Origin of the sequence: Actinoplanes sp. NPDC023801 (assembly GCF_040639655.1) — a bacterium.
Classification (GTDB): domain Bacteria; phylum Actinomycetota; class Actinomycetes; order Mycobacteriales; family Micromonosporaceae; genus Actinoplanes.
This window is the reverse complement of sequence record NZ_JBFAAI010000005.1, coordinates 367,025-379,681: the sequence shown is the minus strand read 5'-3', so window position 1 is coordinate 379,681 and position 12,657 is coordinate 367,025. Positions and strand designations below refer to the sequence as shown.

Here is a 12,657-nt window from a genome sequence, read left to right as displayed (position 1 = left end):
TTGGTTTTCTAGGGTCCGTGTTCCCCTCGGGGTGGCGCGTCCGGTTTTTGTGGTACGTGGCTTGCCAGCGGTACGCGACAGCCGATGCTCTTTGGCGGTGACCAGAAGAATGGCACTAACTTTTCGAAAGCGCAAACCTTGGGTAAGTGCTGGTATTCTCGCCGCGTGGACGACGACCTGATCCCCAGCGTGTTCGCGCGGGACTGCGCCTCGCGCGGCGTTCTCGCGAACGTCACCGGGCGGTGGGGCGCACTGGCGCTCGCCGCGCTGCACGAGGGATCGTTCCGCTTCAACGCGCTGCGCCGCCGGGTCGACGGCGTGAGCGAGAAGATGCTGGCCCAGACGTTGCAGGCGCTCGAGCGCGACGGCCTGGTCCGCCGCGAGGTGCAGGCCACCATCCCGCCGCGGGTGGAGTACAGCCTCACCGAGTTCGGCGCCAGGGCCGCGGCCAAACTCGTCGAGCTGATCGAGCTGGTCGAGGGCGAGATCGGCACGGCCCGCGAGGCGCAGGAGGCGTACGACCGGGTGCATTGATAGTTTTCCGGCGTGAGCAGCGACGACCCGATCCAGACCGAAGTACCGCCCTCCGGCCCCGGCTGTGCCGAGTGCCTCGACAGCTCGGGCTGGTGGTTCCACCTGCGCCGGTGCGCCCGGTGCGGGCACGTGGGCTGCTGCGACAGCTCGCCCTCGCAGCACGCCACCGCGCACTGGAAGGCGACCGGACATCCGGTGATCCAGAGCTATGAGCCCGGCGAGGACTGGTTCTGGAACTACGCCACCGAGCAGGGACTCTCCGGCCCGCCGCTTGCGCCGCCCGTCAGCCACCCGGCCGACCAGCCGGCGCCCGGCCCGGCAGGCGCCGTCCCGTCCGACTGGACCCGTCGCCTGAACCGCTGAAACGTCCGACCGTCCCGCGTTCATGGCCTTCCTCAGGTGATGCCCGACACGTCCGATGGTGGGGGCGTCGGATGCTAAGGAGGGCAGATGCGCGGAGTTCAGAACATCGGCACGGCCAAACGGCTGGGGGTCATCGTCGCGACGGGCGCCGTGGCTCTCGGCGCCCTGGCGGCCATCACGTTGACGAGCCAGTCGACATTGAGGACCCAGGCCGAGGAGATGCGCAGCCTCGAGGCCTGCCTCGCCGCGATCAACCACCTCAACAACCGGCAGAGCGAATTGAAGGTGGACGCGTACCGGTCCGCGCTCGGTCATGACGTGAGCGAGGATGTGGCCGACGACGTCGTGTCCTCGACCGAAGCCGCTGACAAGGTCGAGGCCTGCGGCCTGCCGCCCGCGCTGTTCACCGAGTTCCAGGGCTACCGGCCCGACTTCACCGACTTCAACACGTTCATCACCGACTTCGTCACGGCCGGTGTCGCGAACCCGAAGGCCGTGATCAAGCGTACCGACGAGATCTCCGAGCGGAACAACAAGACCGACGACGAGCTCGACGCCCTCAACGAGAAGGTGGAGGCCGCGGTCGCCGCACAGAAGGCCGAGATGGCCGAGGCCGTCGCCAGCACCCGCAACATCGCGATCATCGTGGCCGGCATCGGCCTGGCGCTGACGATCGGCATGGCCGTCCCGATGGTGCGCTCCATCCTCGGCCCGATCCGCAAGCTCGGCCTCGTCATCGACGCCCTCGACCGGGGCGACCTCACCGTGCGCAGTGGGATCACCAGCCGTGACGAGTTCGGGGTGATGGCCGCCGGTCTGGACCGCTCCCTCGACAAGCTGCGCGACTCGATGCGGACCATCGCCGGCGACGCCGACAGCCTCGCCGCCGCCTCGACCGAACTGGCCGCCGTCTCCGGTGAGATCGCCGCCGCCGTCGACAACACCGACCGGCAGAGCAGCTCGGCCTCCGCCGAGGCCGACGAGATCTCGCGCAACGTGCAGACCGTCGCCGCCGGTTCCGAGGAGATGGGCCTCTCCATCCGGGAGATCTCCCGCAACACCAGCGAGGCCGTTCAGATTGCCGCGGTCGCGGTGACCGAGGCCGCCCGCGCCACCGACACCATCCGCCAGCTCGGCGAGTCGTCCGCCGAGATCGGTAACGTCATCAAGCTGATCACCTCGATCGCCGAGCAGACCAACCTGCTGGCCCTCAACGCCACCATCGAGGCTGCCCGGGCCGGGGACGCCGGCAAGGGCTTCGCGGTCGTCGCCAGCGAGGTCAAGGACCTCGCCCAGGAGACCGCCCGCGCCACCGAGGACATCCACACCCGGGTCAACGCCATCCAGCAGGACACCGGCGGCGCGGTCGAGGTCATCAACCGCATCTCCGAGGTCATCGCGCAGATCAACGACTTCCAGACCACCATCGCCTCGGCGGTGGAGGAGCAGACCGCCACCACCGGCGAGATGAGCCGCAGCATCGCCGAGGTCGCCGCCGGTTCCCAGCGGATCGCCACCAACATCAGCGATGTCTCCTCGGCCAGCGCCGCGACCGTCGGCGGTGTCAACCAGACGCTCGAGGCCAGCACCGAGGTCTCGCGCACCGCCGAGGAGCTGCGCACTCTGGTCGGCGCGTTCAAGTTCTGAGCAGGTCACCGCGTGGGGCCGGCCGCCTGAGGGCGACCGGCCCCACGTCGCGCTGTTCTCTCAGACACCGGGAAGGGCTGCCGATGGAGTGCTCATGCGTACGCTGAAGCCACGCTCGGCAGTGCCCGTCGACGACGACGCGCTGCTCAAGCGGCGGCGAACCATCGAGGTCGCGGCGCTGGTGGCGCGTACCTTCGGGATGGTCTCCACCGCCCTGGCCGCGGCCGGTGCCGTTTCCGCGTCGGCCGCGGTGTACACCGCCGACGTGCGGACCGCCTGCTGGGTGGGCGTCGGCGCGATGGCGGTGACGAACATCCTGTCGTACCTCGGCCTGCGTCGCCCCGGTTCGAACTGGTACCAGCGGTTCAGTGCCATGCAGTCGGTACTCGACACGGCGACGATCGTGGCCGTCGTGGTCCTCGTCTCGCGGCAGAGCGACATGGTCACCTGGCCGGTGCTCGCCCCGGCCATCGCGGTCGCGGCGACGCGGCACCAGCTGCTCGGCGCCCTGCTCGTCTTCGCGGCGACCTCCCTCGGCTTCGCCCTGCTGGTGCCCGGTTCGCCCGAGCTGTTCTTCGTGGTCGTCGTCGGCTTCATGATCGCGGTGATCACCGGGACCCAGGCGTCGGCGCTGCAGCGGCAACTCACCGCCCTGAACGAGACCCGGCGGGCGCTGCAGCACCAGGCGAGCCACGACGCGCTGACCGGGCTGCCGAACCGGGGCCGGCTGGCCGCCTACGCCGACGAGTTCGCGGGCCGGCCGCTTGCCGTACTGCTGCTCGATCTCAATGGGTTCAAGCAGGTCAACGACACCTACGGGCACGCCGCCGGCGACCTGCTGCTGCATGAGGTCGGCACCCGGCTGACCGCGGCGCTCGGCCCGGACGGGATGGCCGGGCGGCTCGGCGGCGACGAGTTCCTGGTGCTGCTGCCCGAGGCGGACGCGGCCCGGGCGGCCCGCGCGCTGGCCCGGATCCGGGAGGCGATCCGGCAGCCGATCGGTATCGGTGACGGCCGTACCGTCACGGTCGGGGTCAGCGCCGGGATGTCCCTGCGCCCGGCCGGCGGCAGCGCGAGCCTGGACGCGCTGTCCGGCGAGGCCGACGCCGCGATGTACCGCGACAAGCGCGGCCGGACCGTCGCCGCCTGACCGCCCGCGGGGCCTCCACCGGCCCGGGCGCGGTGGCCATGTACCGGGAGAAGCACCACCGTCCGAGAGTCGCCTGACATCGATCCGTTGCGATGCCTGGTACGGGCGGGTAGCGTGCCGTTCACACGTCGGTGACGATGTGGCAGGGGCTGCCCGGGGCGGGGTGGAACGCGTCGAGAGAACGCTGTCCATTCCCTCCCGAGAGGCAGGTCATGAAGAGAAGACTGGCCACGATCGCCGCCGTCCTCGTCACCCTCACCGCATCCGTGCTGATGTTCGTGCCGCCCGCCCACGCCGCCACCGGCCTGCACGTCAGCGGCCGGAACATCGTCGAGGCCAACGGCTCCACGTTCGTCATGCGGGGCATCAACCACATGCACACCTGGTACGCCGACCGGACCGGCTCGTTCGCCGACATCAAAGCGACCGGCGCCAACACGGTCCGGGTCGTGCTCAGCGGCGGCCGGTGGACGGCCAACACCGCCGCCGACGTCACCAACGTGATCAATCTGTGCAAGGCCAACCGGCTGATCTGCGTACTGGAGAACCACGACACCACGGGGTACGGCGAAGACACTGCCGCGTACACCCTCGACCAGGCCGTCGACTACTGGATCGGGCTCAAGAGCGTGCTCGTGGGCCAGGAGAACCACGTCGTCATCAACATCGGCAACGAGCCGATCGGTAACACCAACCCCGGCCAGTGGACCGCGGCGACCGTCGCCGCGATCCAGAAGATGCGCACCAACGGGTTCGAGCACCTGCTCATGATCGACGCCCCGAACTGGGGACAGGACTCGCAGTACGTGATGCGCGACAACGCGCAGACGGTCCTGGACGCCGACACCCGCGACAACACGGTGCTGTCCATCCACATGTACGCCGTGTTCAACACCGCCACGTCGATCCGCAACTACCTCGACGTGTTCCAGAACAACAACTGGCCGCTGGTCATCGGCGAGTTCGGCTGGCAGTTCGACTCCGGCCAGGTCGACGACCAGACCCTGATCGCCGAGGCGCAGGCCCGTGGCATCGGCTATCTCGGCTGGTCGTGGGCCGGCAACACCGACCCGATCCTGGACATGACGAACAACTTCGACGCCGCGTCGCTGACCACGTGGGGCCGGCGGATCATCGACGGGCCCAACGGCATCAGGGCCACCAGCAGGGAGGCCACCATTTTCGGCGGGGCCGAGCCCAGCTCGCCGGCTCCGAGTTCACCGTCGCCGAGCAGCCCGTCCCCGTCGCCGTCGCCGTCGGTCCCGGCCGGCGCGTGCACCGCCACCTATGCGGTCACCGGTCAGTGGCCGGGCGGTTTCCAGGGCGACGTCAAGGTGACCGCCGGCAGCGCGGCGATCAAGAGCTGGACGGTGACCTGGACGTACGCCGACGGCCAGACCGTATCCAACGCCTGGGGTGCCACCGTGGCCGTCAGCGGCTCCACGGTGACCGCCCGCAACGCCGGCTGGAACGGCAGCCTGTCCGCGGGTGCGAGCACCAGTTTCGGCTTCCTGGGCTCGTGGCACGGCAGCAACACCGCGCCCGTCCCCACCTGCACCGCGGGCTGATTCGCGGGCGGACGTGGGGGTGGCCCCGTAGTTGCTCTGGGAGCGCTCCCATGTCAGGATGTCGGGTGACGCGCCCGCCCCGGCGCGAATCCCCGCTCCTGTCGATGTAGTCACCGACCGGCCCGGCTGCTCTCTTGCGTGGGGCGAGAGAGCAGTCCCGGGTGCCGGCCGGCTCGCGTGCTGTCCCCACGTGGGGTGAGGCAGCGCCGCGAGCCGGCCGGCTTCGTCTCGGGTCAGGTCCAGGAGGTGAGGATCTCCGGGACCGTTGCGCTCCGCAGGGGAGCGGGGATGCCCGGTGGGGTACGCGCGAAACGCGGCGCCGGCGCCGGCTGCGTGACGCCGTCCACCTCGACGAAAGCGTTCCGGGCCCGGTTGTGCGGGTGTGCGGGTGCCTCGGTCAGGGAGAGGACCGGGCTGACACAGGCGTCCAGCGGTGCGAAGATCGCGGCCCACTCGTCGCGGGTCCGCGTCCGGAAGCGTTCGGTGAAGCGGCGGCGCAGTTCCGGCCAGCCCTTGACGTCGAACTGGCCGGGCAGGTCCGCTTCGGCGTCGAGTTCCAGGCCTTTGAGCAGGGCGGCGTAGAACTGCGGCTCGAGGGAGCCGACCGCCAGGTATCCACCGTCGGACGCCTCGTACGTGTCGTAGAACGGGGCCCCGCCGTCGAGCACGTTCCGGCCCCGGCCGCCGGGCCACCTGCCGTCGGCCAGGAAGCCGTGCAGGAACGTCATGAGCAGGGACGACCCGTCCACCATCGCCGCGTCGACGACCTGGCCGCGGCCGGAGCCGGCCCGTTCCAGCAGGGCGGACAGGATGCCGACAGCCAGCAGCATGCCGCCGCCGGCGAAGTCGCCGAGCAGGTTGATCGGGGCGTGCGGGCGTTCGCCGGGGCGGCCCAGCGGCTCGAGGGCGCCGGAGATCGCGATGTAGTCGATGTCGTGGCCGGCCGCGCGGGCCAGCGGACCGTCCTGCCCCCAGCCGGTCATCCGCGCGTACACGAGCCTGAGGTTGATCTTCTCGCACTCGGCCGGGCCGAAGCCCAGGCGCTCGGCGACGCCGGGACGGTAGCCCTCGACCAGGACGTCGGCCTTCGCGATCAGGCCGAGCAGCCCGGCCCTGCCCTCGTCGGACTTGAGGTCGAGGGTGACCAGGCGGCGGCCACGCTGCAGGGGGCCGGCCGGTCCGGTGCCGCCGGGCCGGTCGACGAGGACCACGTCGGCGCCGAGGTCGGCCAGGATCATGCAGCCGAACGGGGCCGGCGCAAGGCCGGCCAGTTCGACGACCCGGACGCCGTGCAACGGGCCCCGCCCTGAGGAGGCGCCCCGGTCAAAGGACACGGGAGATCAGCTCCTTCATGATCTCGTTGGTGCCACCGTAGATCTTCTGGACCCGGGCGTCCGCGTACATCTTCGAGATCGGGTACTCGGTGGTGTACCCGTAGCCGCCGAAGATCTGCAGGCAGCGGTCGACGACCTCGCACTGTCCCTCGGTGAGATGGAGCTTGGCCATCGCGGCGGTCGCCACGTCGAGTTCGCCCCGGGCGTGCCGCTGGATGCAGTCGTCGAGGAAGGTCCGCGACACCCGGGTCCGGGTGGCGACGTCGGCCAGCACCATCCGGGTGTTCTGGTGACCGAGCAGCGGCTTGCCGAAGGCGGTGCGTTCCTTGGCGTACGCGGTCGCCATCTCGACGGCCCGTTGCATGGCGGCGACCGCGCCGACGCCGATGACCAGCCGTTCCTGGGGCAGCTGCTGCATCATCTGGATGAAGCCGGACCCCTCGGTCCCCAGGAGGTTGGCGGCGGGAACCCGGAAGTCGTCGAAGAACAACTCGGCCGTGTCGTTGGAGTGCAGGCCGATCTTCTCGATGTTGCGGCCGCGGCGGAAGCCGGCCGGGTCGCCGGTCAGTTCGCAGACCAGCAGCGAGATGCCGTGCGCGCGTGCGGACGTGTCGGTCTTCACGGCGAGGACCAGCAGGTCCGCAAGGATTCCGTTGGTGATGAACGTCTTCGAACCGTTCACCACATAGTCGTCGCCGTCCCGGATCGCCTTCGTGCGGATGGCCTGTACGTCCGAGCCACCGTCCGGCTCGGTCATCCCGATCGCGCCGACCAGCTCACCACTGACGAGCCCCGGCAGCCAGCGCTGTTTCTGCTCGTCGGTGCCGTAGTCGTTGATGTAGCCGGTGACGATGCCGCTGTGCACGGCGATGCCCAGGCTACCTTCACCGGTCAGGGCCTGTTCGTGCAACAGCACGGCCTCGTGGGTGAAGTCGCCGCCTCCGCCGCCGTACTCCTCCGGCATCGAGAGGCCGAGAAGTCCCAGCTCGCCGGCCCGGCGGTAATGCTCCCGATCCGGGTGGCCCTGCCGCTCCAGCCGTCCGGCGTGCGGCAGCACCTCCTTGGTGAAGAAGGCGCGGGCGAGCTCGGCCAGGTCGTCGTGTTCCGGCTTGCGCCACGGTTCGACGTAACCGTCCATTCCGGGAGTCGGCATCGACCTACCATCGAGCACTATTGGCGATGTGTCAACAAGGGTGATGTGAATTGCCGCGATTCATCTGTCCCGCCGATGGAAACATAGATGAACCGGGCATCTCGGACCGGGATGAATCGACGTGCCGTAAGGTCGGCCGGGTGAGTGTCGAGGCGATGCGCCGGCGCCGGCTGGAACCGGACGCCCGGCGCGAACAGATCCTTTCGGTGGCGATCCGCCTGTTCGGGTCGAAGCCCTACGCCGACGTCTCCACCACCGACGTCGCCCGGGAGGCAGGCGTCGCCCGGGGTCTGGTCAACCACTATTTCGGTACGAAGAAGGACCTCTACCTCGAGGTCGTACGGGTGATGCTCACCGTCCCCGAAACGGCGCTGGAGCTGCTTCCCGGGGGCGAACTTCCCGAACGGGCTGATTCCATCGTCAGCTGGTTCCTGGACGTGGTGTCCCGGCACAGCACCTCGTGGCTCGCGGCGACCGGGGCCGGCGGCATGGCCGGTGATGCCGACGTGGACGACGTGATCGCCGAGGCGGTCGACGTCGCGGCGGACGGCGTCTTGCGGGCGGTAGGTATGGGGCAGGAGCCCACTGCCGCGCTGCGGGGGATGGCGCGGTCGTACGTGGGGCTGGCGATCTATACGGCGCAGGAGTGGCTGCAGCGGGGTGTGCTGACTCGTGACCAGGTGCACCTGCTGCTGGCGACCAACCTGGTGACCATGGTGGAACGGGTGTTCCCGCACGCTCGTTGACGGACCGGACAGTCCAGTACGGGCTGGGGCTGCCGAGGTTGGGATCGCTGAGCACCGGTGCGCGGGCCTGCAGCACCGCCGGATCAAGGTCGTCGCCGTGTTCGAGAAGCACCGCAGGTCGCCGGAGACGTTCGCGGGCACTCGCGCCATGGCGGGCTACTCGTCGGCCAGGAGGCGGGCCAGGCCCTCCTCCTGGGTGAGCCCCTTACGGAGTGCCGTTGATGACTGCGATCTGCCACTCGGCTTTCCCGCTGACGGTGACGACACCCGCCTCGTCCGGATCGTCCGCGATGACGACATGCCTATTCGGCACACCGTCGCACGGCCAAGTGTTCGGCTTCCTGTCGTTCATGCGAACGGAGACTGAGCCACCGCCCACACATTTGAGGTAGATGGTGTATTCAGGGGCGTCGTGGCTGAATCGGGGAAGCTTGGCATCCGCGGAACCGGTCATCGGCATGACGAGGACCTGCCGATTCGCTGGCAAAGGCAGGCCTGGCATACCCGACGCCCCAGCGGACGCGGCCGTCGACGGCGATGGTGCCGCGGTTGATGACGAGGGAGAAGCCAGGGGGAGCGTGGCAGTTTTTGGTTCTGTCTCTGTGCAGCCCGCGGTAGTAAGCATGAGCATCACGCTCGAGGCTGCGATGCTACAAGACCGAATCATGAACTTCTGCACGTAAGTCCTATCGAGGTTTCAACAAATTAGTGTCGTGAGGTGTGCGGCGGGCGGACAGGGCTCTCCCTGTCCGCCCGCAGATTAGGAAGCTCTAGTAGAAGATCTTCCATCTCTTTTCGTACGGCGCCCACGCGGTACCGGACTGGTTCTTCGTCGTGCTGCAATTGGTGCGCATGTAGTAGCTCTTCCATGCGACGTTCTCGCGCCAGATACCGTACTGCACACGCAGGGTTTTATGGGGATCGACGTTGACCTCGACGGTGGAACCGTAGGCGGTCGTCATGCTTTTCGAGACATTGCCGTTGATGGAACCCTTGATCTTCGCGAAGATGCCGGCGGACAGCTCTTCCTCAACGGTTATCGACAAGCCGTACGTGGTTGTGCCGGACTCGTCGGCCCGGACCGTGTACTTGACATCCTTGTTGCTGTTGTTCTCCACGGACGTATTGAACTTGACGTCGTAGGTGTTCTTGAGGCTGTTCGTGACCGTGTACACGTAACCGGAGTCGCAAACCGGACCAGTGCATTGATGTCATCAGCGCTGGCACCAGTCGGTTCGCCGATTCCGGGGGCGCCTACCGGCGGCTGCACGTCCGCCTCGGACGCCCAGATCGGTGACCCGTCGCTGGCCGTTCCAACTGGAGGCTTCGGGTCGGCGAACGCCGCGGTGGCACCGCTCCCCAGAATGACTCCTACCGCTCCGGCAATGACAAACAATCGCCGCTTGTAACTAGTGGACAAGCCTTCCCCCATTTTCAGTTATCGCCCTAATAGTCATGAAGTCCTTGCGGCGCGCAACAATGACTTTGCAATCAGCCAAAGTTCTTGTGGGCTGAGCATAAAGATGCTCAAATTCTGCGGCGCCCAGCGATGATACGCATCGATGCGAAGCAGGGTCTATCCTCAGGTGACATTCACCACTGATAATTTGTGTAAGGTAGCTGATCAGCGCCTGCGCAAGATGAAAGCTCGACCGTTTCAAGCCATTTCGGGGGTGGCGCCGCCTGGAGCGGTGGCAACGGCATGGATGCCCACCTATACGACAACCTGCGCGCCGACGACGCCCGTACCGGCACCGCTGGCCGCGACCCGCCGAGCCGCTCAGGAGGGCGGCGGCAGGCCTCGGGCCGCAGATCGCCGCGTAGCCGTGCCAGCTTCACCGCGTGCCGCCATCTGCATCGCTCGCGGGCTTCGTCGACGATGATCTCCGCGACTACTCGGGGTCGTACCGGCACATAGTCGTGGGGATCGCGCCGGTCCAGCCTCCCGGACCATGAAGCGGGTAACGGCCGGGTCCACTGATGCGGATCTTCAGCAGCAGTAAGTACCTCGCGCAGTTCGGCGCGCTGCTCGGCGGTAAGCGGCACGGCACGACCTACGTACCGCAACCGGCCGCTCGCGGACGCTACGGTCCATCTTGAGCCTAGCCTCCTAGGATTCTGGACAAGTGGTGGTGGGCGGCGCAGCGTCGGGACATGGGTGCCTATCGCGAGGCGTACGAGCGCAGCATCACCGACCCGGCCGGCTTCTGGCGGGACGCGGCCGCGGACATCGAGTGGATCGAACCCCCGGACCGGATCCTCGACGCCACCGAGGCACCGATCTTCCGCTGGTTCCCCGGCGCCACCCTGAACACCTGCCACAACGCCCTCGACCGGCACGTCCTCAGTGGGCGCGGCGACCAGCCGGCCCTGATCCACGACAGCCCGGTGACCTCGGTGGTGCGCACATACACCTACCGGGAACTGCGCGACGAGGTGGCATTGTTCGCCGGGGCACTACGCCGGCTCGGCGTCGACCGCGGCGACCGGGTGATCATCTACATGGCGATGGTGCCGGAGGCCGTCGTCGCGATGCTCGCCTGCGCCCGGCTCGGCGCCGTCCACTCCGTCGTCTTCGGCGGTTTCGGTGCCCACGAACTGGCCGCCCGCATCGACGACGCGCAGCCCCGCGTCGTGGTGGCCACCTCGTGCGGGATCGAGGCCGGCCGGGTCGTGCCGTACCAGCCGATGCTCGAGGCGGCGCTTGCCGAAAGCGATCACACTCCGGCGCATTGCGTGATCCTGCAGCGGCCCGAGGCGCCCTTCACGCTGACCGCCGGCCGCGACCTGACCTGGGCCGGCGCCCTGGCCGGCGCGGAACCGGCGGAGTGCGTGCCGGTGCGGGCCACCGATCCGCTGTACATCCTCTACACCTCCGGGACGACCGGGAGGCCCAAGGGCGTGGTCCGGGACAACGGCGGGCATGCGGTCGCCTTGCGGTGGTCGATGGAGAACATCCTCGGCGTACGGCCGGGCGAGGTCTTCTGGGCCGCGTCGGACGTCGGGTGGGTCGTGGGGCATTCGTACATCGTGTACGGTCCGCTGCTGCTCGGGGCGACCACGATCCTGTACGAGGGCAAGCCGGTCGGCACTCCCGACGCCGGCGCTTTCTGGCGGGTCGTCGAACAGCACCGGGTGGCGGCGATGTTCACCGCGCCGACCGCGATCCGGGCCGTCCGCAAGGAGGACCCGGAGGGCAAACTGCTGGCCGGCCGGGACGTCCGCAGTCTCCGGGCGTTGTTCCTGGCGGGGGAGCGGCTCGACACCCGGACGTACGTGTGGGCCGGTGATCTCCTCGGTGTCCCGGTGATCGACAACTGGTGGCAGACCGAGACGGGATGGCCGATCGCGGCGAGCCCGCGCGGTCTGGAGGAGCTGCCGACCCGGCCCGGTTCGCCGTCGGTGCCGATGCCCGGCTACCGGATCCGGATCGTCGGCGCGAGCGGCGCGGACGTGGCCGTGGGCGAGGAGGGTTCGATCGTCCTCGAGCTGCCGCTGCCGCCCGGCTGCCTGCCGACCCTGTGGCGTGACGACGAGCGGTACGTGCGGTCCTACCTGAGTACCTTCCAGGGCAACTACCTGACCGGCGACGGGGGAGCCTTCGACGCCGACGGCTATCTGTACGTGCTGGGCCGTACCGACGATGTGATCAATGTGGCCGGTCACCGCCTGTCGACGGGTGCGATGGAGGAGGCGTTGTCGGCGCACCCGGCGGTCGCCGAGTGCGCCGTGATCGGGGTGGCCGACGAGCTGAAGGGCCAGGTGCCACACGGTCTGGTGGTGTTGCGCGACGGCGTGGCGGCAGCACCGGCGGAGTTGGTGGCATGGGTGCGGGAGCGTCTGGGCCCGGTGGCGGCGCTGCGCCGTATCGACGTGGTCGCGGGCCTGCCGAAGACCCGTTCTGGCAAGATCCTGCGCGGCACGATGCGCGGTATCGCCGACGGCCGTGACGAGCCGGTCCCCGCCACCATCGAGAACCCGGCCGTCCTGGACGCGCTGCGCCCGGTGCTGCGTCACGGCGGCTGACCGGCGGCATCGCGACCCGCCCGGGATCGCTGCCGCTGCCGAGCCGCTGGGCCGTTCCGGCGGTTCGCGTTGCCGATTCGTGACCGCCGGTGGAGAACCCGGCCGGCCCCAGGCGCATCGCATGTGAGGACAGCGA

Annotated in this window: 11 protein-coding genes; 7 read left to right on the top strand and 4 right to left on the bottom strand. The window is 68.8% G+C overall.

Annotated elements, in window-relative coordinates:
• Positions 1 to 165 precede the first annotated feature (165 nt).
• The 5 genes from AB0G04_RS13620 (at position 166) to AB0G04_RS13600 (ending at position 5,262) form a co-directional block, all read left to right on the top strand.
• Positions 166 to 534: a helix-turn-helix domain-containing protein gene (locus AB0G04_RS13620; protein WP_360981706.1), complete on the top strand. Its 369-nt coding sequence runs from the start codon at positions 166 to 168 to the stop codon at positions 532 to 534.
• Positions 535 to 546: 12 nt separating this feature from the next.
• Positions 547 to 897, top strand: coding sequence for a UBP-type zinc finger domain-containing protein (locus AB0G04_RS13615; RefSeq protein ID WP_360981704.1), 351 nt, complete (start codon positions 547 to 549; stop codon positions 895 to 897).
• Positions 898 to 984: 87 nt separating this feature from the next.
• On the top strand, positions 985 to 2,544 hold the full coding sequence (locus AB0G04_RS13610; protein WP_360981702.1) for a methyl-accepting chemotaxis protein: 1,560 nt from the start codon (positions 985 to 987) through the stop codon (positions 2,542 to 2,544).
• Positions 2,545 to 2,638: 94 nt separating this feature from the next.
• Positions 2,639 to 3,694 carry a GGDEF domain-containing protein gene (locus AB0G04_RS13605; protein ID WP_360981700.1) on the top strand — a complete coding sequence of 352 codons (1,056 nt, stop codon included), beginning with the start codon at positions 2,639 to 2,641 and terminating at the stop codon, positions 3,692 to 3,694.
• Between the two features lie 212 nt (positions 3,695 to 3,906).
• Entirely contained in the window at positions 3,907 to 5,262 is a 1,356-nt protein-coding gene (locus tag AB0G04_RS13600) for a cellulase family glycosylhydrolase (protein WP_360981698.1), read from the top strand.
• 233 nt (positions 5,263 to 5,495) lie between these two features.
• Here the strand turns inward: AB0G04_RS13600 and AB0G04_RS13595 are convergent, their stop codons facing one another.
• Entirely contained in the window at positions 5,496 to 6,596 is a 1,101-nt protein-coding gene (locus tag AB0G04_RS13595; RefSeq protein WP_360981696.1) for a CaiB/BaiF CoA-transferase family protein, read from the bottom strand.
• Positions 6,586 to 7,749, bottom strand: a complete 1,164-nt coding sequence (locus tag AB0G04_RS13590; protein ID WP_360981694.1) for an acyl-CoA dehydrogenase family protein — start codon at positions 7,747 to 7,749, stop codon at positions 6,586 to 6,588. The genes AB0G04_RS13595 and AB0G04_RS13590 overlap by 11 nt, the downstream gene beginning before the upstream one ends.
• 140 nt (positions 7,750 to 7,889) lie before the next feature.
• On the opposite strand from AB0G04_RS13590, the gene AB0G04_RS13585 reads away from it, so the two are divergent.
• Positions 7,890 to 8,495, top strand: a complete 606-nt coding sequence (locus AB0G04_RS13585) for a TetR/AcrR family transcriptional regulator (RefSeq protein WP_360981691.1) — start codon at positions 7,890 to 7,892, stop codon at positions 8,493 to 8,495.
• 205 nt (positions 8,496 to 8,700) lie between these two features.
• Here AB0G04_RS13585 and AB0G04_RS13580 read toward each other — a convergent pair whose 3' ends face one another.
• Together AB0G04_RS13580 and AB0G04_RS13575 are read right to left on the bottom strand one after the other, a co-directional pair.
• A complete protein-coding gene (locus tag AB0G04_RS13580) occupies positions 8,701 to 8,955 on the bottom strand; it encodes a hypothetical protein (RefSeq protein WP_360981688.1) in 255 nt (84 codons plus the stop codon).
• 310 nt (positions 8,956 to 9,265) lie between these two features.
• A complete protein-coding gene (locus AB0G04_RS13575) occupies positions 9,266 to 9,613 on the bottom strand; it encodes a hypothetical protein (RefSeq protein WP_360981685.1) in 348 nt (115 codons plus the stop codon).
• 1,036 nt (positions 9,614 to 10,649) lie between these two features.
• Between AB0G04_RS13575 and AB0G04_RS13570 the strand changes: the two genes are divergently transcribed.
• Positions 10,650 to 12,521 (top strand): propionyl-CoA synthetase, encoded by a 1,872-nt coding sequence (locus AB0G04_RS13570; RefSeq protein WP_360981682.1) that lies wholly within the window; start codon positions 10,650 to 10,652, stop codon positions 12,519 to 12,521.
• The last annotated feature ends 136 nt before the right edge of the window (positions 12,522 to 12,657 follow it).

Bases quoted from the DNA above. Each gene is read 5' to 3' on its own strand.
- AB0G04_RS13610 (WP_360981702.1), top strand. From the start codon at position 985: ATGCGCGGAGTTCAGAACATCGGCACGGCCAAACGGCTGGGGGTCATC.
- AB0G04_RS13605 (WP_360981700.1), top strand. From the start codon at position 2,639: ATGCGTACGCTGAAGCCACGCTCGGCAGTGCCCGTCGACGACGACGCG.
- AB0G04_RS13600 (WP_360981698.1), top strand. From the start codon at position 3,907: ATGAAGAGAAGACTGGCCACGATCGCCGCCGTCCTCGTCACCCTCACC.
- AB0G04_RS13590 (WP_360981694.1), bottom strand. From the start codon at position 7,749: ATGCCGACTCCCGGAATGGACGGTTACGTCGAACCGTGGCGCAAGCCG.
- AB0G04_RS13580 (WP_360981688.1), bottom strand. From the start codon at position 8,955: ATGCCGATGACCGGTTCCGCGGATGCCAAGCTTCCCCGATTCAGCCAC.
- AB0G04_RS13570 (WP_360981682.1), top strand. From the start codon at position 10,650: ATGGGTGCCTATCGCGAGGCGTACGAGCGCAGCATCACCGACCCGGCC.